The 22,641-nt window shown below is 69.2% G+C and carries 20 protein-coding genes; 9 read left to right on the top strand and 11 right to left on the bottom strand.

The features are described from left to right. The first annotated feature begins 39 nt into the window (after positions 1–39). The 4 genes from ABIE21_RS03890 (at position 40) to ABIE21_RS03875 (ending at position 4,946) form a co-directional block, all read left to right on the top strand. Positions 40–852: a TrmH family RNA methyltransferase gene (locus ABIE21_RS03890; RefSeq protein ID WP_354023464.1), complete on the top strand. Its 813-nt coding sequence runs from the start codon at positions 40–42 to the stop codon at positions 850–852. Between the two features lie 61 nt (positions 853–913). Beyond that, positions 914–2,470: an APC family permease gene (locus tag ABIE21_RS03885; RefSeq protein WP_354023463.1), complete on the top strand. Its 1,557-nt coding sequence runs from the start codon at positions 914–916 to the stop codon at positions 2,468–2,470. 14 nt (positions 2,471–2,484) lie between these two features. Continuing rightward, entirely contained in the window at positions 2,485–3,711 is a 1,227-nt protein-coding gene (locus tag ABIE21_RS03880) for a D-alanyl-D-alanine carboxypeptidase family protein (RefSeq protein WP_354023462.1), read from the top strand. Positions 3,712–3,845: 134 nt separating this feature from the next. Continuing rightward, on the top strand, positions 3,846–4,946 hold the full coding sequence (locus tag ABIE21_RS03875; RefSeq protein ID WP_354023461.1) for a fatty acid desaturase family protein: 1,101 nt from the start codon (positions 3,846–3,848) through the stop codon (positions 4,944–4,946). Between the two features lie 77 nt (positions 4,947–5,023). Here the strand turns inward: ABIE21_RS03875 and ABIE21_RS03870 are convergent, their stop codons facing one another. Then, positions 5,024–5,797, bottom strand: coding sequence for an SGNH/GDSL hydrolase family protein (locus ABIE21_RS03870; protein ID WP_354023460.1), 774 nt, complete (start codon positions 5,795–5,797; stop codon positions 5,024–5,026). Between the two features lie 165 nt (positions 5,798–5,962). Between ABIE21_RS03870 and ABIE21_RS03865 the strand changes: the two genes are divergently transcribed. The 3 genes from ABIE21_RS03865 to ABIE21_RS03855 all read left to right on the top strand — a co-directional run bounded on the left by ABIE21_RS03865 (position 5,963) and on the right by ABIE21_RS03855 (position 9,539). Continuing rightward, complete coding sequence (locus ABIE21_RS03865) at positions 5,963–6,229, top strand: GlsB/YeaQ/YmgE family stress response membrane protein (RefSeq protein WP_354023459.1); 267 nt, start codon at positions 5,963–5,965, stop codon at positions 6,227–6,229. Between the two features lie 84 nt (positions 6,230–6,313). Next, positions 6,314–7,570, top strand: a complete 1,257-nt coding sequence (gene dinB, locus ABIE21_RS03860) for a DNA polymerase IV (RefSeq protein ID WP_354023458.1) — start codon at positions 6,314–6,316, stop codon at positions 7,568–7,570. 166 nt (positions 7,571–7,736) lie between these two features. After that, complete coding sequence (locus ABIE21_RS03855) at positions 7,737–9,539, top strand: DEAD/DEAH box helicase (protein WP_436232320.1); 1,803 nt, start codon at positions 7,737–7,739, stop codon at positions 9,537–9,539. A gap of 259 nt (positions 9,540–9,798) precedes the next feature. Here the strand turns inward: ABIE21_RS03855 and ABIE21_RS03850 are convergent, their stop codons facing one another. The 10 genes from ABIE21_RS03850 to ABIE21_RS03805 form a co-directional block, all read right to left on the bottom strand. Continuing rightward, entirely contained in the window at positions 9,799–10,002 is a 204-nt protein-coding gene (locus ABIE21_RS03850; RefSeq protein WP_131418413.1) for a cold-shock protein, read from the bottom strand. A 155-nt stretch (positions 10,003–10,157) separates the two neighbouring features. After that, on the bottom strand, positions 10,158–13,652 hold the full coding sequence (locus ABIE21_RS03845) for an error-prone DNA polymerase (RefSeq protein WP_354023457.1): 3,495 nt from the start codon (positions 13,650–13,652) through the stop codon (positions 10,158–10,160). Positions 13,653–13,665: 13 nt separating this feature from the next. Further along, complete coding sequence (locus ABIE21_RS03840) at positions 13,666–15,228, bottom strand: DNA polymerase Y family protein (RefSeq protein WP_354023456.1); 1,563 nt, start codon at positions 15,226–15,228, stop codon at positions 13,666–13,668. Continuing rightward, a complete protein-coding gene (locus tag ABIE21_RS03835) occupies positions 15,225–15,932 on the bottom strand; it encodes a hypothetical protein (RefSeq protein ID WP_354023455.1) in 708 nt (235 codons plus the stop codon). Before ABIE21_RS03835 ends, ABIE21_RS03840 begins: the two co-directional genes overlap by 4 nt. Positions 15,933–16,190: 258 nt before the next feature. Next, the gene (locus ABIE21_RS03830; protein ID WP_354023454.1) at positions 16,191–16,868 is read right to left on the bottom strand and encodes a hypothetical protein; all 678 of its coding nucleotides are present in this window, start codon (positions 16,866–16,868) and stop codon (positions 16,191–16,193) included. 83 nt (positions 16,869–16,951) lie between these two features. Continuing rightward, positions 16,952–17,866 (bottom strand): hypothetical protein, encoded by a 915-nt coding sequence (locus ABIE21_RS03825; protein ID WP_354023453.1) that lies wholly within the window; start codon positions 17,864–17,866, stop codon positions 16,952–16,954. A gap of 22 nt (positions 17,867–17,888) precedes the next feature. Then, positions 17,889–19,016 carry an FUSC family protein gene (locus ABIE21_RS03820; RefSeq protein WP_354023452.1) on the bottom strand — a complete coding sequence of 376 codons (1,128 nt, stop codon included), beginning with the start codon at positions 19,014–19,016 and terminating at the stop codon, positions 17,889–17,891. Positions 19,017–19,079: 63 nt separating this feature from the next. After that, positions 19,080–19,478, bottom strand: a complete 399-nt coding sequence (locus ABIE21_RS03815; protein ID WP_354023451.1) for an SHOCT domain-containing protein — start codon at positions 19,476–19,478, stop codon at positions 19,080–19,082. A 95-nt stretch (positions 19,479–19,573) separates the two neighbouring features. Further along, positions 19,574–19,732: a hypothetical protein gene (locus tag ABIE21_RS03810; protein ID WP_354023450.1), complete on the bottom strand. Its 159-nt coding sequence runs from the start codon at positions 19,730–19,732 to the stop codon at positions 19,574–19,576. A 294-nt stretch (positions 19,733–20,026) separates the two neighbouring features. Continuing rightward, positions 20,027–20,719: a LysR family substrate-binding domain-containing protein gene (locus ABIE21_RS03805; protein WP_354023449.1), complete on the bottom strand. Its 693-nt coding sequence runs from the start codon at positions 20,717–20,719 to the stop codon at positions 20,027–20,029. A gap of 71 nt (positions 20,720–20,790) precedes the next feature. Between ABIE21_RS03805 and ABIE21_RS03800 the strand changes: the two genes are divergently transcribed. Both ABIE21_RS03800 and ABIE21_RS03795 read left to right on the top strand, forming a co-directional pair. Next, positions 20,791–21,261, top strand: a complete 471-nt coding sequence (locus ABIE21_RS03800) for a DUF5997 family protein (RefSeq protein WP_354023448.1) — start codon at positions 20,791–20,793, stop codon at positions 21,259–21,261. Between the two features lie 57 nt (positions 21,262–21,318). Next, positions 21,319–22,638 carry a DUF1254 domain-containing protein gene (locus ABIE21_RS03795; RefSeq protein ID WP_354023447.1) on the top strand — a complete coding sequence of 440 codons (1,320 nt, stop codon included), beginning with the start codon at positions 21,319–21,321 and terminating at the stop codon, positions 22,636–22,638. Positions 22,639–22,641: the final 3 nt, after the last annotated feature.

Below are 22,641 nucleotides of genomic sequence, written 5' to 3'. Positions count from 1 at the left end.
TCCGGCACATCCCACCCCCAGTCGAACGGACGTCCACGCATGCGCATCGAGAGAATCACCGACCTCGAGCGGACCGAGCTGCGGGACTTCAAGTCGCTGACGGATGTCGCGCTGCGACGCGTGAGCGAACCCGCGGGCGGGCTCTACCTCGCCGAGTCCACCAAGGTGATCGAACGGGCACTCGCCGCCGGCCACCGGCCCCGGTCGTTCCTGCTGATCGAGCAGTGGCTGCCCGACGTGGAGCGCCTGCTCGCCGACTACGACTTCGACGACGTGCCGGTGTTCGTCGGTCCTGCCGAGCTGCTCAAGCAGCTCACCGGCTTCGACATGCACCGCGGGGCGATCGCCTCGATGCACCGCCCGCCGCTGGCCGACGTCACCGAGCTGCTCGCCGGCGCCCGCCGTGTAGTCGTGCTCGAGGACATCGTCGACCACACCAACGTCGGAGCGATCTTCCGCTCGGTCGCCGGCCTCGGCGCCGACGCCGTGCTGATCACGCCGCGCTGCGCCGACCCGCTCTACCGCCGCAGCGTGCGGGTGAGCATGGGGACCGTGCTGCAGGTGCCGTGGACCCGGCTGCCCGAGTGGCCCGAGGGAGCGGAGCTGCTGCGAGCGGCCGGCTTCCACATCGCGGCGCTCGCGCTGGCTGACGACGCCGTGGAACTCGACGCCTTCGCCGCATCCGCACCCCACAAGGTCGCCGTGCTGCTCGGTTCCGAGGGCGACGGCCTCACCACGGCCGCGATGGAGAACTCCGACACCGTGGTCACCATCCCGATGATGCACGGCGTCGACTCGCTCAACGTCGCCGCGGCGAGCGCCGTCGCGCTGTACACGCTGCGGGTCCGGTAGGGATTCCCCGCCGCCGACGCCGGTTGTAGGCTCTCGCTACCGCACCCGAGGGGAGACGATCGTGCCCGGCCAGAACACGTCAGTACCGGCGACCGCGGCTCCCGCCGCAGGCAAGGGACTCGCCGCGGGAACGCTGGGGCTCTTCGGCTCGACCGTGATCGGCCTCGCCTCCACCGCGCCGGTGTACTCGCTCGCCGCGACCCTCGGCTTCGTCGTGCTCGCGGTGGGCGCTCAGGCGCCGATCGCATTCATCGTGGCGTTCGTGCCGATGTTCCTCATCGCGTTCGCGTATCGCGAGCTCAACCGCGAGATCCCCGACTGCGGCACGACGTTCACCTGGGCCACGAAAGCCTTCGGCCCGTGGGTGGGCTGGATGGGCGGCTGGGGCGTCGCGGTCGCCGGCATGGTCGTGCTCGCGAACCTCGCCCAGATCGGAGGCAAGTACTTCTGGCTGCTCGTCAATCCCGAGCTCGCGCTCGACGGGATGGTCGTGACGCTCACCGGGGTCGTCTTCATCGCCGTGATGACGTGGATCAGCTACCGCGGCACCGAGATCGGCGAGAAGCTGCAGAACGTGCTGCTCGGCATCCAGTACCTCGCCCTGATCGTCTTCGTGGTCGCGGCCGTCGTGGCGATCGCGACGGGCACCGCCCCCGCAGGCTCCACTACGCCGCAGCTCGACTGGTTCAACCCGTTCGCGTTCACGTCGTTCTCCGGTTTCGTCGAGGCGGTGCTGCTCGCGCTGTTCATCTACTGGGGATGGGACACCTGCCTCGCGCTCAACGAGGAGACGAAGGACCCGGAGCGCACCCCCGGCCGTGCCGCCGTGCTCACCACCGTGATCCTGCTCGTCACCTACGTGGGTGTGACGGTCGCCGCCATGGCCTACGCGGGACTCGGCACCGGCGGGGTGGGCCTCGGCAACGAGACCAACGCCGAGGACGTGTTCTTCGCGTTGAAGGATGTCTTGTTCGGCCCATGGGCGTGGCTGCTGGTGGTCGCCGTGATGGTCTCCGCGGTCTCGTCGACGCAGACCACGATCCTGCCCACCGCGCGGGGGACCCTCGCGATGGCGGCCTACAGGGCTCTGCCGAAGAGATTCGGCACGGTGCATCCGCGCTACAAGACGCCCGCCTTCTCGACCTTCGTCATGGGGGTCGTCTCCATCGTCTTCTACGTGGGTATGACGATCATCAGCGAGGACTTCCTCTCCGACACGATCCTCTCGCTCGGCCTCGCCATCGCCTTCTACTACGCGATCACCGGCTTCTCCTGCGTCTGGTACTTCCGTAGGGAGCTGTTCTCCAGCGCCCACAACGTCGTGTTCAAGCTGGTCTTCCCGCTCGTCGGCGCGCTCTCGCTCACCGCCGCCTTCGTCTTCTCGGCGATCGACATGTTCGACCCGGACTACGGCTACACGGTGATCTGGGGCGTCGGCGGCGTCTTCGTCGTCGGTATCGGCTCGCTCGCGCTCGGCGTCGTGCTGATGGCGCTCTGGTTCGTCTTCCCCCGCTCGAAGCCGTTCTTCCGCGGCGAGAGTCTCAATCGCGAGACGCCGATCCTCGTGCCCGAATCGGAGCACGCGCCCCTGCGTTCAGTCGACGGTGGGCTCGCCTGACCTAGCATTGACGGATGCCACCCTCCCGACGCCAGATCCTCCGTCGTCGACGGGTGGCGGTATTCGGCGCACTCGCCGTCGTCGTCGGCACCGTCTTCTACCTGCCGATGACCCTGCTCGCACCGCTCGGCCCCGTCGAGGCCGCGGTCACGCCCGTGGCCGTGACCGCGCAGCCCGCGGCAGCCCTCGAATGGCCGACGCTCGGAACCAGCGCCGTGGGGGCCATCGGTTTCGCGAGCACGCTGGGCACCGGCGGCGCGGCCGAGGCCGCACCCATCGCATCCATCACCAAGGTCATCACGGCGCTCGTCGTACTCGAGGCGAAGCCGCTGGCGGTCGGTGACGCGGGACCGAACATCGAATTCACCGCGAAGGACGTGGCGATCCGGGACGCATACCGTGCCGTCAACGGGGCCACCGAGCCGGTCACGGCGGGCATGGTGCTGAGCCAGCGCCAGGTCATGGACATCATGCTCATGGAGTCGGCCAACAACTACGCCGAGTCGCTCGCCACGTGGGCATACGGCTCGATGGCCGACTTCGTGCCGGCGGCCAACGCCTGGCTCGCCAAGAACGGCTTGAACTCCACCACCATCAGCGAGCCGACGGGGATGTCGCCGCAGAACGTGAGCACGGCCAGCGACCTCGTGGCGCTCGGCAAGCTGGCGCTGGCACACCCCGTGGTCGCCGAGATCGTCGGAACGGCGAAGGAGGCGGTGCCCGTGCTGGGCGAGATCGAGAACAGCAACTCGCTGCTCGGCATCGACGGCATCAGGGGAATCAAGACCGGAACGCTGGACGAGGCGGGCGCCTGCCTCCTCTTCGCCTCCGATTTCGTGATCGGCGGCAAGACGGTCACGATCGTCGGCGCCGTGCTCGGCGGAGTGAATCACCGGGCGCTCAACGAGACCGTGCGGGTCCTGCTCGCCGACGTGGAGGAGAGCTTCCACGAGGTCGCGCTCACCACGGCGGGGGAGAGCTTCGGCACCTACACCACGCCGTGGGGAGACACGGCGGCGCTGGTCGCGGCGAAGGATTCCGCGGTCGTGGTCTGGGCGGACACGCCCATCGCGACCGAGACGCGCGTCGACGCGGTCGGAGTGGCGAAGAAGGGCACGGATGTCGGCGAGGTCACCTTCACCGTCGCCGGGGAGACCATCACGGTGCCGCTCGAACTCGCGGCGACCATCGACGATCCCGGTCCGTGGTGGCGGCTGACCAACCCGGCCGCGCTCTTCTAAGACACACGCGTCGTCGAAAGTAAATGGCTCGCGCCGTGCACCGCTTTCCCAGTGTTCGCCCCTAGACTGACGGACATCCGCAAGAGCTCAAGCTCGCCTCCGTGACTGGGAAGTCGATAGACCATCGAGGTCCAGTGACGAATTCAGCTTCACAACCCAGTGCGCGCATCATCAAGACCGGACAGCGTGGGCTCAACAACCCCGTGTCCGAGTTCTCCGCGCTTCTGCACACCGTGCGCGACGCGGGTCTCCTGCACCGCAAGCGCACGTTCTACATCCTCAACTTCGCCGTCATCACGTTGCTCATGGGCGCGTCCTGGTACGGCGTGGTGCTGCTCAGCGGCACCTGGTACACCCTCATCCTCGCCGCCGTGATGGGCATCCTCTTCACGCAGTACGCCTTTATGGCTCACGAGGCCAGCCACCGCCAGGTGTTCGAGTCGGGCAAGGCGAACGACCTCACCGGTCGTGTGCTCGCCGACCTGTTCGTCGGCATCAGCTACTCGTGGTGGATGACCAAGCACACCCGCCATCACGCCAACCCGAACACCGCGGGCAAAGACCCCGACATCGAACCCGACTTCATTATCTTCCAGAAGGAGCACGCGGCGGAGGTCAAGGGTCGCGTCGCGACGTTCCTCGCCCGCCGTCAGGGCTGGCTGTTCTTCCCCGTGCTGATCTTCGAAGGCATAAACCTGCACCAGCACGCGTTCAAGACGGTCCTGTCGCCCGGCAAGGTCGACAAGCGGTCGCTCGAGATCATCCTGCTGGCCGTGCGTCACGCCGCGTTCATCACCGCCGTGTTCCTGGTCATGCCGCTCGGAATGGGCTTCGCCTTCCTGGGCGTGCAGCTCGCCGTCTTCGGCCTCTACATGGGTGCGTCCTTCGCCCCCAACCACAAGGGCATGCCTGTGCTGCCGAAAGACAGCAAGGTCGACTTCCTGCGCCGCCAGGTGCTGACGAGCCGCAACATCCGCGGCGGCTGGGCCATGAACATCTTCATGGGCGGCCTCAACTACCAGATCGAGCACCACCTGTTCCCGAGCATGCCCCGCCCGCACCTCAAACGTGCGCGCGAGATCACCAAGGAGTACTGCCAGAGCAAGGGCATCCTCTACACCGAGACCAGCATCCTCGAGTCGTACGCGATCGTCGTCGCCTACCTCAACCGGGTCGGTCTCTCGGCCGGAGGCGACCCCTTCGACTGCCCGGCAGCCATGCGGTACGGTCGCTAACAGCGTTAACTAAGAACGGGGATCGAGCTCAGGCTCGATCCCCGTCTTACGTTGAGCGCGGACTGCCGGGGTAGGCTTCAGCCCTGCTCGGGCCAGACCGGACGCTTCGCGGTCACGTTGTCTCCGGACGACTGGTGACGGATGCGCCGCAACACCCACGGCACGAGGTGCTCACGCGCCCAGCCGAGATCCTCGACCCGCGCGTGGCGCCACGTCGACGCGGGCAGTGGCTCCGGCGCGTACGGCGCGAGGTCGTTCTCGACGTTGAGCGTCGAGAGCACCATGCGCGCGATGGTGTGATGACCGATCGGGGAGAAGTGCAGACGGTCGGGAGCCCACATCCGCGGGTCCCGCAGTTCGCGCAGCGGCCACATGTCGGCGACGACGGCGTCGTGGCGTTTCGCTATCCCTCGCAGGTTCTCGTTGTAGATGGCGACCTTGCCGCGGTGCCTGCCGAGCACGGGCGTCGTGCCGATGTCGGGACCGTTGAAGAGCACCACCGTCGCCCCGCCCGACGACAGCCGCTCGACGGCCTTCTCGAGGCGCTCGGCGATGTTGTCGGGATCGGTTCCGGGGCGGATGATGTCGTTGCCGCCAGCCGAGATGGTGATGAGATCGGGGCGCAGCTCCAGGGCCGGCTCGATCTGCTCGTCGATGATCTGCTGCAGGAGGCGCCCACGGATCGCGAGGTTGGCGTACGCGAAGTCGCCCGTCTGCTGGGCGAGCACCTCGGCCACACGGTCGGCCCAACCGCGGAAACCGCCGGGGCTTCCCGGCTCCGGATCCCCGATCCCCTCGGTGAAAGAGTCGCCGAGGGCGACGTAGCGGGTCCATGGGTGCTGCTCAGTCATTACTTAAGAGTGCATCACCTTTGCCACTAACGCCAGTCGCCTAGCACAGTGGTTGACTCGTGGGCAATGGAGAGTGCATCATTTGCCCCCTTTTATAGGCACATGCTTAGCTATTTGACGGTTCCGAGACCCGGGACCGCAAGAATGACCGACTGGGAGGTCGTCATGGGAATCATTGGCTGGATAGTGTTGGGCCTGATCGCCGGAGCTATCGCGAAGGCTATTCTGCCGGGCACACAGGGCGGAGGCTGGCTCATCACGCTGGTACTCGGTGTGGTTGGTGCTCTCCTCGGCGGCTTCATCGGAAGCGCCATCTTCGGCATCGGACTCGAGGAATTCTGGTCGATTCAGACCTGGCTCGTCGCGATCGCCGGATCGATCCTCGTTCTGCTGATCTACGGTCTCCTGACCCGCGGATCGCGTCGCGCGTAGTCGCGAACATCAGCGCCCCCGCCTCACGGCGGGGGCGCTTTCGCGTTAAGCGCGCATGTCGGCGCACACTGCGATGATGGAACCATGAGCAAGCAGGACGGCAGTGGCAGGCAGGTAACCGCTGCCGGCGTCGACGACGCCAGCGCCACGGTGCTGCACGTCGACATGGACGCGTTCTTCGCCTCGGTCGAGCTGCTGGAACGCCCCGAGCTGCGGGGCAGGCCCGTGATCGTCGCCCACGACTCGGCGCGTTCCGTCGTCACCGCCGCCACCTACGAGGCGCGCAAGTTCGGCGTGAACTCGGCGATGCCGCTCGCGATAGCAAAGCGCAGATGTCCGCAGGCGATCATCCTCGAACCGCACTTCGACCGCTACACACACTTCTCGGGGCTCGTCATGGCCATCTGCGACGACCTCACACCCTCGGTCGAGCGGCTCGGAATCGACGAGGCGTTCCTCGACGTCGCCGGCTCGCGCAAGCACATCGGACCGCCGACGACGGTGGCCACCATCCTTCGCCGTAGGGTGCTCGACGAGACCGGTCTGGTCTGCAGCGTGGGTGCCGCGGCCACCAAGTTCGTGGCGAAGCTGGCGTCGAGCAAGGCAAAGCCCGACGGCCTGCTGGTGATCCCGAAAGACGGCACACTCGACTTCCTCCACCCGCAACCCATCAGCGGGCTCTGGGGTGTCGGGGGCAAGACCGAGGAGACCCTGGTGCGGCACGGCCTGCGCACCATCGGCGACCTGGCGCAGACCCCCGTGGCCTCGCTCAAGAGCATGGTGGGCGTCGCGGCCGGCGAGAAGCTGCACGACCTGGCGTGGGGCATCGATCCGCGCACGGTGCAGCCCCGCGCCGTCGAGAAGAGCGTCGGCCACGAGGTCACATTCGAGACCGACGTCACCGATCCCGCCGTCATCCGCCGCGAGCTGCTGCGGCTCTCATCGATGGTCGCGGTGCGGCTGCGTGGCGGAGGGGCGGTCGGGCGCACCGTCGTGCTCAAACTGCGGTTCGGCGACTTCACGACGATCACCCGGTCGCGCACCCTCGCCGAGGCGACCGACCTGGGCCGGCGCATCTACGACGAGGTGTGCGAGGTCTACGAGGCCACGGGCAAGCAGTACGCGCGTGTGCGGCTCGTGGGAGTGCGCGTCGAGCAGCTGTCGGAGGGTGGAGGCGGCCAGCTCGGCCTCTGGGACGACAACGACGGATGGCGCGAGGCGGAAGACGTCATGGACGCGGTGAGCGCGCGTTTCGGCCGCGGAAGCGTCACCCAGGCCTCCCTGCTCGGCAATAATCGCGGACGCGAATCCGAGGCAAAGGGATTCGCCCGTGACGCCTGAGTTCACGCGGATCGGCGTCTGTCCGGGCTCCCTCACGCCCCCGCGGCGGAACGAGAATGGACGGTGACGGTCCGCCGCGCGGGTAATATTCCATCAAGTGAATACTCCATCAGCAGCCTCGACCTCGGTGCCGGAGCAACGGGAGACGACACCCGAATTCACGGGAATGCCGGGCTCCATGTCTAGCGGGGTGTTCCACCCACACGTCGGCACGTTCGCGGCCGAGCACCTCTCTCCGTCGTACCCGGAACGCGCGGCCAGAGGCACAGCGAGCGCGCTGCGGGCCTGGCAGGCCGAGGCGCTCGACCTCTACTTCGAGAAGGAGCCCCGCGACTTCCTCGCCGCCGCGACGCCCGGAGCAGGCAAGACGACCTTCGCGCTCCGTCTGGCCACCGAGCTGATCGCGCGCCGCGAGGTCGACCGCATCACCGTGGTCGCCCCGACCGAGCACCTCAAGCGCCAGTGGGCCGAGGCGGCGCACCGGGTGGGCATTCGGCTCGACCCCGCCTACGCCAACGGGCAGGCCTTCGGCGGTCGCCGATTCCACGGCATCGCCGTGACGTACGCGCAGATCGCCGTGCGCCCCCTGCTGCACCGCACCATCACGGAATCGGCGCGCACCCTCGTCATTCTCGACGAGATCCACCACGGCGGCGACGCGCTCAGCTGGGGCGACGCCATCCGCGACGCGTTCGGCCCGGCCACCCGCCGCCTGTCGCTCACCGGCACCCCGTTCCGGAGCGACACCGCGCCCATCCCGTTCGTCAGCTACGCGCCAGACAACAAGGGCATCCGCACCTCCATCACCGACTACAACTACGGCTACGGGCGTGCCCTCGCCGACGGCGTCGTGCGCCCCGTGATCTTCATGGCCTATGCGGGCAAGATGCGCTGGCGCACCAAGATGGGCGACGAGATGGAGGCCCGGCTCGGCGAGGGCGACACGAAAGACATCACCTCCCAGGCCTGGCGCACCGCGCTCGCGCCGGAGGGCGACTGGATCCCCGCGGTGCTCAAGGCGGCGGACCGTCGGCTGAGCGAGGTGCGCCAGTCGGTCCCCGACGCCGGCGGCCTGGTCATCGCCACCGACCAGAGCACGGCACGGGCGTACGCGTCGCTGCTGCAGAAGCTCACCGGCGAGATGCCCACGATCGTGCTCTCCGACGAGAAGGAGTCGAGCGAGCGCATCGACGTGTTCTCCAAGGGCACGCAGCGCTGGATGGTGGCGGTGCGCATGGTGTCGGAGGGCGTCGACGTGCCACGCCTCGCGGTGGGTGTGTACGCGACATCCGCCTCGACGCCCCTGTATTTCGCTCAGGCCGTCGGCCGCTTCGTGCGCACCCGGCGCCGCGGCGAGACCGCGACCATCTTCCTGCCCAGCGTCCCCAGCCTGATGGCCCTCGCCTCGACGCTGGAGCTCGAGCGCGACCACGCCCTCGACCGCGAGACGACGGACGACGGCCTGCTCGACGACGGTCTGCTCGACGCGGAGAACCGCGAGGAGAAGGCGTCGGAGGACACCCTGCAGGACGAGTTCACCTGGGAGGCGCTCGAGTCGGAGGCGAACTTCGACAAGGTGCTCTACGAGGGCGGCGAGTTCGGCTTCGCGGCGGAGATGGGCAGCGACGAGGAGCTCGACTTCATCGGCATCCCCGGGCTCCTCGAACCCGACCAGGTGCGCGAGCTGCTCAAGCAGCGGCAGGCCCGCCAGTCGAAGAGGTCGGGGGAGCGGCAGAAGGCGCTGCCTCCCGAGGAGCGCGACGGGCCGGCGTTGTTCCGCACCCTCAAGGAGCAGCGCACGCTGCTCAACAGCCTCGTCGGTATCCGCTCGAAGATGAGCGGAGAGCCGCACGGTCTCATCCACGCCGAGCTGCGGCGGGTGCTCGGCGGCCCGGCGGTGGCCCAGGCCAGCGTGACGCAGCTGCAGGCGCGGATCGACTACCTGCGGAAGCGCGTACGCGGGCAGTAACCCTCGCCTGCCCTGTACGGCGCGCACCCCGCGTCATCCCTCCCTCTGAAAACGAAGGACATGCCGCGTGTACGGGGTCGATTCGGCGTTATCCGACCGGTTTCGCGGCCGAACTCCTTCGTTGTGGGAGAGCGGGCCGGGCGGCGGCGGCCGGGCTGCGGCGGTTCGGCGGCGGCGGCGGTTAAATGAAGAACGGCCCCGGCATAGGACCGGGGCCGTTCTCTACTGCTATCTTGCCTGTGCTTCTTTACTGCAAAGACTAGAGGGAGCGGATGTTCTCCGCCTGGGGACCCTTGGGTCCCTGGGTGATGTCGAACTCAACCTTCTGGTTCTCATCGAGGGACTTGTAGCCGCCGCTCGCGATTGCTGAGTAGTGGGCGAAAACGTCCGGGCTACCATCCTCGGGAGCAATGAAGCCGAAGCCTTTTTCTGCGTTAAACCACTTTACGGTGCCAATTGCCATGTAAAACTCCTCCAGGAGCGTTCTTCTTGGCTCCGATTGTCGGAACCTTGCCGACAAGCTCGATTAAGCCTGCCAGTTCCCGCTAAGGGTATATGAGTTCTGGGGGTGAATGGGGGAAAACGGGCAAAACTCGATAAGAAAATGTTTTCTTATCTCTAACGGAAGTCGCGGGAACTCGTCTGCTGGGCCAGTCCGAGGGCCTCGATCCGGTCTGCGACAAGGTTTATCACCCCTTCCGGGGAGCGTTCGAGGATGCCGCGCACCACCATCGCCGAGGCGTCGCGCGCGACACGCCGATAGCGGTTCCAGACACCCACCGAGCAGATCACGTTGACGAGCCCGGTCTCGTCTTCGAGGTTGACGAAGGTGATGCCGCTCGCGGTCGCCGGCCGCTGGCGGTGGGTGACGACCCCGCCCACCTCGATGCGGCGTCCGGACTCGGCGGTCTGCAGCGCCGCCGCCGAGAGCACCCCCCGGCGCTCGAGCAGGTGACGCACGTGGCGGATGGGGTGGTCGGCCGTCGAGATTCCCGTCGCCCACAGGTCGGAGCTGAGCTGTTCCGCCTCGGTCGGCATCGCGAACAGCGGAGGCTGCACGGTGACGATCGAGCCGGGGAGGAACTCTGCGCGGTCCTGCGCGGCGCTGCCCGCGCTCCACAGGGCCTCGCGCTGCGTGAGGCCCAGCGAGTCGAAGGCGCCGGCCGCCGACAGCATCTCGAGCTGCGCCGTCGTGACGCCGACGCGTCGCACGAGGTCGGCCATGGTCGTGAACGGTCCGCCGCGGTCGCGCTCGGCGACGATGCGTTCGGCGAGCGGCGTGCCGATGCCCTTGACCTCGTCGAGGCCCAACCGCACCGCGAATCTGCCGTCGCGGCGGTGCGCGTCGTAGTCGAGGGGGATGCCGCGGTCGAAGAGGGGAACCGCCGGCTGCGTGCGGTGCAGGCAGGCCGGGTCGCCGGTGGCGGGGCTCGTCGCTTCGACAGGCTCAGCGCCCGCTGGCGGCTCAGCGCCCGCGACAGGCTCAGCGCCCGCTGGCGGCTCGGCGACCGGCTCGAGCCCCGCCGCCACGCCCGACCTGAGGATGTCGGGACGGAGCACCTCCACCCCGTGCCGCCGCGCGTCGGCCACGAGGCTCTGCGGCGAGTAGAAGCCCATCGGCTGGGCGCGCAGCAGCGAGGCGAGAAACGCGGCGGGGTAGTGCAGCTTCATCCAGGCGCTGGCGTAGACGAGGAGCGCGAAGCTCAGCGAGTGGCTCTCTGCGAAACCGAAGCTCGCGAAGGCCTGGATCTTCGAATAGATCTCGTCGGCGACGTCGCCGGTGATCCCGTTGCCGGCCATTCCGGCATACAGCTTGCCGCGCAGCGACTCGATGCGCTCGATGCCTCGTTTGGAACCCATGGCCCGTCGCAGCAGGTCGGCGTCTTCGCCGGTGCATCCGCCCACCGCCATCGCGACCTGCATCAGCTGCTCCTGGAAGACCGGCACCCCCAGGGTGCGTTCGAGCGGCTCCTTGAGCTTGGGGTGCAGGTAGGTGATCTCCTCCGTTCCGAGCTTGCGGCGCACGAACGGGTGCACGGCGCCGCCCTGGATCGGGCCCGGTCGCACCAGCGCGATCTCGACCACGAGGTCGTAGAACCTGCGCGGCTGCAGCCGGGGGAGCAGCCCCATCTGCGCGCGCGACTCGACCTGGAACACCCCGACCGCGTCGGCCCGGCACAGCATGTCGTAGACGCCGGCCTCTTCTTTGGGGATCTCGTCGAGCCCGATCTCGTCGCCGACCGACTCACGCACGATATCGAAGCCGTGCTGCAGGGCGGAGAGCATGCCGAGCCCGAGCAGGTCGAACTTGACGAGGCCCATCCAGGCGCAGTCTTCCTTGTCCCACTGCACGACGGTGCGGCCCACCATGCGTCCGCGTTCGATCGGCACGACCTCGCCGACGGGACGGTCGGTGAGGACCATGCCGCCGGAGTGGATGCCCATGTGGCGCGGAAACTTCATCACCTCGAGAGCCAGGTCGACGACGGCCTCCGGGATGTCGTGCTCGGTGCTCTCCGTCAGGGCGCCGTGACGCTCCACCTGCTTCGACCACGCGTCCTGCTGACCGGGCGAGTGTCCGAGCGCCTTGGCCATGTCGCGCACGGCGAACTTGGGCCGGTACTGGATGACGTTGGCCACCTGCGCCGCGTTGAGCCTGCCGTACTTCTCGTAGACGTACTGGATAACCTCTTCGCGCCGATCGGAGTCGAAGTCGACGTCGATGTCCGGCTCCTCGTCGCGCATGCTCGAGAGGAAGCGCTCGAACGGCAGGTTGAAGTAGATCGGGTCGACCGCGGTGATCATGAGCAGGTAGCACACGGCCGAGTTCGCGGCCGAGCCTCGCCCCTGACAGAGGATGCCACGGCCACGGGCGAAGGCCACGATGTCGTGCACGATCAGGAAGTAGCCGGGGAAGTCCTTCTCCTCGATCACCGCGAGCTCGCGTTCGATGCGCGCCCGGTTCGCCGCCGTGAGGTCGAGGTGCCGCTTCTCCACCCCCTGCCAGACGAGTTCGCGCAACCAGCTCATCGGAGTATGCCCCTCGGGGACCTCCTGCCTCGGCAGCCCGGGCTTCGCGCGACGCAGCTCGAAACTCAGATCGTCGGCGACCTCGACGGTGCGCTCGACGGCACCGGGGTAGCGGGCGAACCGCGCGGCCATCTCGGCGCCCGAGCGCAGGTGCGCCGACCCGGAGGCCGGCAGCCAGCCGTCGATCTCGTCGAGGCTGCGGCGGGCGCGCACCGCGGCGATCGCCGTGGCGAGGTGGTGCTGTCTCGGGGTCGCGAAGTGCACGTTGCCCGTGGCGACCACACCGAGCCCGCGCTCTGCCGCGATGGCCGCGAGGGCGTCGTTGTGGGTGCTGTCGAGCGGGTCGCCCTGGTCGAAGAGCTCGACGAGCACGTTGTCGCGCCCGAACAGTGCGACGAGCCGGTCGACCTCGGCCGCCGCGTCGCGCTCCCGGTCGAGGCGGTTCACCCCGGCGGCGGTGAGCGCGCGACGCGTGGTGCCTTTGCGGCATCCGGTCAGGACCGTCCATTCTCCGGCCGCGCGTTCCGACAGCTCGTCGAGGGAGTAGAGCGGCCGGCCCTTCTCGTCGCCGAGCAGCTGCGCGCCGGTGATCGCCCCGGCGAGGCGGTGATAGCCGCTCTTCTGCCTGGCGAGCACCACCAGGTGGCTGCCCTCGGGGTCGGCGATGCCGTTCTGCGGGGTGCGCAGCCCGAGGGAGAGCTCGGCGCCGAAGACCGTCGCGGTGGTGTTCTCGCCCTGCTGCGCGGCGGCCGCCTCCGCCATGCGCACGATGCCGTAGAGGCCGTCGTGGTCGGTGAGGGCGAGTGCGTGCAGGCCGAGCCGGTTGGCCTCCTCGACGAGGTTCTCCGGCGAGGAGGCGCCGTCGAGGAAGCTGAAGTTGGAGTGGGCGTGCAGCTCGGCGTACGGCACGAGACCGGCGTCGTCGGCCCGCGTCCGCTCCGGCGCTCGGTAGGGATGCCGGTGGATGGACCAGGCCGGACTGTCTCCGCCGTCGGCGCCCACGGGCGTCGTCGCCGGACGCGAGGCGTCAGACAGCTTGCGTTCGAACTCCGACCAGGGGATCGGCGGGTTGTTCCATCCCATCAGCGCCTACCCATCAGTCGTACCGCGCCTCGGCTGCCCAGTGCGCCTCGGCGCCGCGCCCGTCGAGCACGAGCAGCCAGGCCACGCCGTCGCCGTCGACGACCTGGAAGCGGCACACCCGCCGGCTCGTCGCCGCGTCCCACCAGCGCTCGTCGACGATCCACGGTCCGGCCCAGGCGGCGACCGCCCGCATCATGCCGCCGGAACCCGCGCTGAACTCGACCGGCGCGGCAGAGAGCACGCCGCGTTCGTCGACGGCCACGGCTCGGCCGTCTGCCCCGAACACGTGCACCGGATGCCCGGTGGGAAACACCGTCGCGGGCGCCGGCTGCGGAAGCTGCCCCGGCCACGGGCGCGTCGCCACGGCCGGCGCGCGGTCGCCCCATGCCACGAGGGTGGCGCGGTCGCCGAGGGTGCGGCCACCGCCCACGACCGCGGTGAGCACGGCCTCGTGGCCGAGCATGCCCTGCACGCGCGAGAGTCCGTGGTGGATGCGCTCGTCTGGCCCGGAGCCCCAGAGCCCCTCCTCGTGGTTGCCCACCGAGTCGACGCTCTCGGGCGTCACGGTGACCCGGGTGACCCCCGCGCTGAGGCCCGTCTCCGCCGTGCCGCCCTGCAGCTGCCAGCGCACCCGGTCGACGATCTCGCTCGCCGTGAACGATCGCGGGTGCAGCCAGCTGCGCCCGGACACCTCGCCGGCGTCGGAGTCGATGTCGATGCGGATGGCGGTGCAGACGAGCTTCGCGGCGATGAGGCCCGCGATGAACGCCTCGGCGATGCCGAGCACTCCGAAGCTCACCTGGTCGATCCGGTCGAGGGCGGGCTCGAAGGCGACGGACTGCTCGAGCTGGCGCGGCGGCACCCGCGGCGAGACGAGGCGCGCGTCGAGACCGCGGGCCAGGGCGTGCACCCGAGCGCCGGGCGTGCCGAACCGCTCGCGCACGTCGGTCTCGTCGAGGGCGGCGAAGGCCGCGAGCGTGCGGATGCCGAGCCGTTGCAGCAGCACGGCGATGCCCGGTTCGTCGAGGACGGCGAGGGGCAGCGGGCCGAGGAACTGGGCGGATGCGCCCTCCGCCACCACGCGCACGGCGCCACCCCGCGAGTCGCCACGGGTGCTGCGCGCCGCCTGCTCGGCGGTGAACGGGCCGTCGGCGACGCCCACGCGCGCACCGGGTATGCCGAGGTCGTCGAGCACCCCGATGAGTGAGAGCGCGGCGGGCTTCTCGCCGCCGTAGTACCGTGCCGGGCCGCGCGCCCGGATCGCGAGGCTGCCGGGGCGGAGAAGCTGCACCCCCGGCATCATCCGTTCGATCTCGGTGATGACGGGCTCGAACACCCGGTTGTCGACCTCGGGCCGGTGCGGCAGCACGGTGAGCGTCGTGCAGCGCGCCTGCGCCTCGCGCACGCGCAGGCCGCGCCGCACCCCCTCGAGCCTGGCGGCGGGGGAGCAGGCGAAGACGACGCCCGACTCGATCATCGCTATCGGGGACTCCCGGTCGAGGCCGAGGTCGCGCGTCGCCGCGGTGATGGGCCAGTCGGGGCTCCAGAGCACCATCGTGCGGGTCGCGCCGGTCATCCCGTCGCCGCCCGTCGTTCGTGCTCGTACTGCCGTTCGACGGGGGCCGCCTCCGGTGCGCCGGCCCCTGCACCGCCGGCGCTGGCGTACAGCGGCGTCACCTCGCGGAACTGCTCGGCCTGGTCGGGCAGCCACAGGCGGGCGCTGCGCGGACGGCCGTTCGCGGTCGTCACGGTGACGGTGGCCTGCCTGGCCTCGAGGTAGCCGTGCCCGTTGCCGATGCCGCTCCAGTCGCTGCGCGACAGGCTGAGGATCGCGTCGCTCTGCGGCCAGGTGCCGAGAACGATGAGGGTCGAGCCGCGCTGACGCAGGCGGGCGGAGAGCCGGGCGACGCTCGAGTCGCTCGCCCGCTTGGGCGGCCGCGTCACGACCACGCCCATCACGTCGGCGATCGCCGAGGTGACCCCGAGCCACTGGTCGCCGGGATTCGGCACCAGCACGAGACGTTCGAGGTCGATGCCGAAGCGCGCCGCCGCCTCGATGCCGAACTCGGGCACCCCGATGACGCCGCACCACGAGCCGGCGGCGCTCGGGCCGGCGAGCATGGCCATGAGCAGGGTGGCCGAGCCAGCCACCGAGTAGACCGAGCCCTGCTGCAGGCCGCCGCCGGGCAGCAGCCGCGCGATGGCGGGATGGGTGGGCAGGCTGCGCGAGTCGAGCTTCTTCGACTGCATCGAACGGATGCGCGACTGCAGTTCGAGCACTTTCTGCGCCTTGTCGCCGGCGGCGGGGGCGGCGGGCGCGGGGGCGGTCAGCGTGGTGGAATTCGAGCCAGCAGCAGCGTACAGATCTCGCGATCGCGTGGGATATTCACCAACGGCCGGATGGCTCGCCGGGACGGCTGGGGAGAGGAAAGACGCTGCCGCTGGCATCTCTTCATGTTCGAACATACATTCGAATATGTCAATTGCCACCGACATTCCGGCGGCGTGTCGGAAGCATCCCGCGCGTGTCGTTCGCCGCTACTCCCGAGGGGCGGGAGAGGCCGTCGGCGGAGTGGGGAACTGCGGCCGATAGGTGGTCCAGAGGTCGTAGAACCGCCGGCCGCCCGTGGCGAGAGTGATCCCGAAGTAGACGAGCCCACTGAGCGTACCGACGACCACCGCGACCGGGAACGGCAGTGAGAACGCGGCGACGACGGACGCGAGCAGCAGGCCGGGCAACGCGGAGTTCACCGCGGCGATGAAGATCATGCTGCTGCCGGCGACCTGGCTGAAATCGGTGCGACGGCCGAGGAAATAGTAGGTGCGCTCCGCCCCGGCCCGGTCGTCGTACGGGGCGGCCATGAGGTAGCGGGCGATCGTCGGATCCATCTCGACATAGGCGCCGCGCAGCCGGTTCATCGCGAGCACGTACATGAGGTCCTCCATGCCCACGTTGAAGACGCGGATCTGCGTGAGGAAGCCCACGAGCACCGCGATCCCGAGCACCGCGATAGCGAAGACCGTGAACGGGTCGGAGAAACCCGTGGCCTGACCGACGAGCGCGAGGCTCACGAGCGACGCGGAGACGAGGGTCAGGAACATGCTGATGCGCGTCAGCACCTCGCTCTGCGCGGTGCTGCGGGAGGCGAGCAGCCCCCAGTGCTCCGTCGCGAGCAGTTGGGCGCGCACGCCTGGCGGCACCGGTTCATCGGCCATGCGCCCATCTTCGCCCCGCCGCGAGCCGCGCGGAAGGGGTGGCGTGCCTCGAGCCGCTCCGTGGCGATCTGCCCGGAGTGCGGCTAGCGCAGTCCGAGCTTCGTGACCCAGTGCTCGAGGAACGCGGCGCCGGCCTCGTCGTGGATCAGCTCGCCCTCGACGATGATGTCGTACGGTCGCTCGAGAATGCCGTCGGAGGGGCGCACGTCGACGTGGGCAACGTCGTAGCCCGCGGAGTGGAGGTGGTCGGCCATGAGGTAGTCGCTGCGCGAGTCGCCGACGGAACGCCAGAGCCGGGGCAGCGGCCCGCTCGCCGCGAAGTACTCGAGCGCGCGCTCGGCGCCGCGGTCCTTGTCGAGCTGCACCGACTCGATGTCGGTCGAGATGATCGTGGGGTCGAGACGGAAAGGCACGAGCCCCGAGGCATCCGGGGTCTCACGGTCGCCGAAGCGCACGCCGAGCCCGTGACGAGCCACGACCGCGTATGCGGCCTCGTTGAAGAGCTTCTGCGCCTCGACGTAGTCGGCGTGCGCGACGTCGGTGCGCTGCTCGACCGAGATCATGGCGCGCTTCGTCTCGTCGAAGAACATGGTGTCTGAGAAGTCGGATGCCACGAGCTCACGGATCTCGTCGACGACGACGCCGGGCAGCGCCACACTGTCGTCGACCACGACGTCGCCGAGTCCGTCCGACGTGACCGGCGTCCAGGCGGCGCCCTTCTCGAACACCGCGAACATGCGGTTCTGCGGGTCGGCGAGCACGTCGCCGAGGCCGGCCGCGAGCAGCGGAGTGACGACCTCGTCTCGGATGAACGCGTCGGAGCGGCCGGTGATGAACGAGATCGGCACCCCGGCGCCGGCGAGCAGCACGAGGTCGTCGATGATGCTCGGGATCGCGATGCGGCGCGTGACCGGGCTGGCGATGGGGCCGTCGACGTCGAAGAGAAGTCCGATCGAGGCGGCTGCGGGGGCGGGGGCGGATACCGGGGTCGAAGTCACACGCCATTCTCCCACGCGGGGTTCACGACGCCGAGCGTTGCTCCCCGGCCTCGACGATCACCTCGCGCACCCGGCGCAGGTCTTCGAGCAGCGAGCCGATGAGGATCCAGTGCGCTGCGCTGGGCGCGAGAACCCTGAACGGCCGGGTGAGGGCCGGGATCTCCGCGGTGGTGGGCTCGCGGTCGCCGGAGCCTGCGCCAGGGCCGGCGTCGGCGGTGCGCAGAACGAGCCTGAGGTCGTGCGCGGCCCGCGAGACCTCGGCGGCGAGCCCTGCGGCGGTCGGCTCGGTGTGGATCGTCTCGTCGTACCTGTCGTCGAGAGCGCGGATCATGCCCGGCACGCGCAGCACGAGCACCTGCAGCGTCTCGAGCAACCGGCTGTCGCGCGTGAGCGAGGTGCGGTGGGCGGAACGGCGCGGGTTGAACCGCAGGCTCTCCTCCGCGCTCGTGACGGCGGCGGCGGCCTTGGTCTGCATCGGCCGGAGCAGCCGGGCGGACACGAGCGCGGAGGTGCGTTCCTCGACCGTCGACGGTCTCTCGATGAGCCGGGCGAGGTCGTCGAGCGAGTTGGCGACTTCCGCTCCGAGCCGGGCGATCGCGTCCTGGGCGGGTCCGAGCCTCACCGGCGGAACCACGATCACGTTGACCACGACAGCGATCGCAGCGCCGAGCACGGTCTCGAGGATGCGCTCGACCGCGTAGCCGGAGGTCTGCGCACCGATCGTGAGCACGAGCAGCGCGCTGATCGGAATCTGCGCGGTCGTCGACTGGCTGAGACGGAACGCCCAGCCGACGAGCAGGGCGACGAGGATCGAGCCGAGGATCAGCCAGCTCGTCACCTCGAAGAACGCGAGTCCGACGGAGGCGATGATCACGCCGGCGATCACACCGACGGTGCGCTCGAGAGCCTTGGAGAACGACTGGTTGATGCTCGGCTGCACCACGAGAATGGCGGCGATGGTGCCGAAGATGGGCAGGTGGCCGGGAAGGACGATGAGGCAGACCACCCAGGCGAGACCCGCCGCAACCGCCGTCTTGATGACCTGCAGCAGGGGAGTGCGGTCGGAGGCCTGCAGCACCCGGGCGTAGCGTGCAGGCGCGAGGCCGAGATCGGCGAGGCGGCGGGCGCGCGAGCGGCCTGGTGGATTCACTTCTCCAGCCTAGGCCGGATGCGCCCGCCGCCTCACGGAGTGAGGGCTACACGCGGGTCGCACCTAGACGCGGGCGGTACCGAGCGCTCGGGTCTTGAGGTGTGCGAACTCCTCCGCGCTGATGGTGCCCGCGTCGTACAACGCCTTCGCCTTGGCGATCTCGTCGGCGGGGCTCGACGACGCGACACTGCGGATATACGTGTCGGTTGCCTCCTGCGCCTGGCGAACATCCTTCTGGTTGCGCTCGGCCATTCCCCGTCCCCGTGCGATCACATAGACGAGGGCGGTGATGAAGGGCAGGAAGACCAGGAAGATGATCCAGACGGCCTTGAGCCAGCCGTTCAACTCCCTGTCGCGGAAAATGTCGGAGATGATCGAGAACAGCGCCATCAGATAGGCGATGAACACGAAACTCCAGAAGAAGAACCACATGATCGACCAGATGTCGTTCCAGATGTTCATTGTCTTACCTCTCTCGCCTGCGTGGATTGTGCCCCCACGATGACCGAGCCGATGAGACCGCACCTCGCCTTTCCCGGGTGAGGCCGCGAGCGAGGCTAGAGCGCGCGGCTCCAGGCCACCTCGTCGGCGAGCTGCCCTGTGGCACGGAAGAGTCGCACCTGGTGGGTATCGGCCAGCGCGTCGGCCAGCTCGTGGCGATCCGCGCTCGCGAAGCCGAGACCTTGCCAGAACGGTCCCGATCGACGGCTGAACAACCAGGCGCGCTTCGCCCCTTCGGCGCGCGCGGCGTCGAGCGCGTGTTCGGCCAGCCCGGTGCCGTGGCCCGGCCCCGTTCCGCGGGTGAGACGGCGACGCTGCGGATGATCGCGTCGCTGCCGTCGGCCGAGAGCTCGAAGCCGGTGGTCCCCGCGATCGCGCCGGCGGTCGATCGCAGCAGCCAGATCCGCAGACGAGCGTCGTCGAGCCCGCTGAGAGTCAGATCGGCGATCGTCAGGAACGCCGTCACGTCGCCGACATCCGCCGGTCGCATCGGCACCAGCGCGCGCACCTCATCGACCCTGGCGTCGGCGCTTGCCCTGGGGTCGGGCGGTCGAGCGGTGCACGTACTTGCCGCGCGGCTTGACCGGGGCCTTGCGCTCGGGCTTCTCCTTGGCGATCTGCAGGTCGGGGTCGATCTTCTCCTTCGCCGGTGCGATCGACCCGCCGCGCGAGCTGTTGGCCGATCGCCCGCGCACGATTCCGACGAACTCCTCGATGTCGGCGGTCTCGTTCTCGGTGACCCAGGCCACGGCGATCCAGGTCTCGTCGGCGTCGGTGACGTCGCGGGAGACCACGTCTTTGCGGGAGTTCTGCCGGGCGAGCGCGTGGGGCACCACGAGGGCGCCCACACCGGCGGCGATGAGCTCGACGGCGTCGCGCAGGTTTCCCTGGTTGTCGTGCAGTGTGAGGTCGGCGAGGTCGGCGAGCGTCACAGAGTCCTGGTCGGCGAGGGGGTGGTCCTCGGGCAGGACGGCGACGGCCACCTCGCTGTAGAGCCGGATGACGCTGAGCTCTGGGAGCGCGGTATCGGGCAGCGGCAGGCGCACGAAGGCGACGTCGGCCGAGCCGTCGAGCAGGGCGTCGACCTGTGTTGCCTCCGTCGTGGCGACGAAGCCCAGACCGACGTCGGGGCGGCGTTCCTCCCACAGCCTCGTCCACTTGGTGAGGGTGACGCCGGGCACGAAGGCGAGAGCGAGAGTCACGAGATCCCTTCGATTATTGCGAGCGGGCGCAGCCAGACCGACAAGCGCCATGCTCAGGCTACGCTCTAGGGATGAGTACCGAGCGTTCCCCGCAGTCCATGAAGCCGTCGACGGCCGCGCAGAAGCTCGGCATCTACCTGCCGGCGGCGCCCGAAGAGTTCCAGAAGAACGACGTCACCCGCACCGAGCTGAACGAGATGCTCGCCAATCCGCCGGAGTGGGTCGTGCAGCTGCGCCTCAACGGCCCGCACCCCCGTCCGATCGTCGCGGGCAAGCTCGGCATCTCCAACGCCGGACTCGCCCGTGGTGGTGTCGAAGAGGCGCTCACGACCGCTCAGATCCAGGAGCTGCTCGCCGCACCGCCGCGGTGGCTCGTGACCGAGCGCCGCACGCAGGCCGACGTTCGCGAGGAGAACGCCCGCATCAAGCAGCGCGACATCGAACGCCGCGAGTGGGCGGCGAAGCAGGAGCGGATCGCGGAGCGCGCCGAGAGCGATGCCCGCAACCGCGAGGCCCGCGAGGCGCGCGAGGGCAAGAAGTAGCCCCAGTCACCCGATTGGGGTGGTGACCGGCTGTTCTGCCGGTGCATTGATGGCACCATGACGAGCACGGCTCAGGACGCGGTTTCCGAGACGGCGGCGAACGCCTTCATCTTCGGCTTCCCGCTCGTGCTCATGGACGTCACCCGCGCGGTTCTCACGAACACGCCGCGCCCGACCGGCAAGCAGGCACCGGTCAACCAGTTCGGGCACCTGCGGAAGTTTCCCGACGCCGAGTTCCGCGACGTCGTGAGCCCCAACGCCGACACGCTCTACTCGAGCGCGTGGCTGGATCTATCGAGCGAGCCGGTCGTCCTCACCGTTCCCGACAGCGGAGGGCGCTACTACCTGCTTCCGATGCTGTCGGCATGGACCGACGTGTTCGCGTCGCCGGGCACCCGCACGACCGGCGACGACGCCAGGAGCTTCTTGATCGCCGGCCCCGGCTGGCGCGGGGAGGTGCCCCCAGAACTCCACACCATCGACGCTCCCACGTCGATGGTGTGGGTAATCGGCCGCACGCAGACGAACGGCACCGCCGACTATCCGGCAGTGCACGAGTTTCAGGACGGTCTCTCGCTCGTGCCCCTCTCTGCGTGGGGGACCGACTACCAGCCACCCGTCGACGTGCCGCTGGAACCCGGAGTCGACACGGGCACCCCGCCGGTGACGCAGGTGAAGGACATGAACTCGGATGCGTTCTTCGGCCGGCTGGCGAGGCTGATGACGGCGAATCCGCCCGCCGTGGCCGACGCTCCCGTGATGGCCACGTTCGAGTCGATCGGCCTCGTGCCCGGCGCGTACTCGCCCCCGCCGGAGATCGCCGCCGAGATCGCCGCCGGAGCGAGGCACGGGCTCGAGATGCTCCTCGCATCGGCGACGCAGCCGATCTCGCTCACGCCCGAGGGCTGGCAGCAGTTGCGCGGACTGGGCAGCTACGGCACCCGTTACGGCATGCGCGCTCTCATCGCGCTGGTCGGGTTGGGCGCCAACCTCGACGCCGACGCGCTCTACCCGCACGCGACCGTCGACGGGGACGGTCATCCGTTGACCGGATCGCACGACTACCGCGTTCGTTTCGCTGCGGGGGAGACGCCGCCGGCCGAGGCGTTCTGGTCACTCACGATGTACGACAGCCAGCACTTCTTCATCCAGAACCCCATCGACCGCTACGCGATCGGCGACAGGGACGACCTCACCGTGAACGACGACGGCTCGATCGACATCTGGATCCAGCACTCGTCGCCCGGGCCGGAGCGTGAGGCGAACTGGCTGCCCGCACCGGCCGGGCCATTCAACGTCTTCCTCCGTGTCTACCGGCCCGGCGAGCGTATCCTCTCGGGCGACTGGCGGCCGCCGGCGATCACCCGCGTGCGGTAGGCA

Source organism: Conyzicola nivalis, assembly GCF_040548875.1.
GTDB classification, from domain to species: Bacteria; Actinomycetota; Actinomycetes; order Actinomycetales; family Microbacteriaceae; genus Conyzicola; species Conyzicola nivalis_A.
The sequence above is the reverse complement of the archived record's forward strand: the minus strand, read 5'-3'. Positions and strand labels throughout refer to the sequence as shown.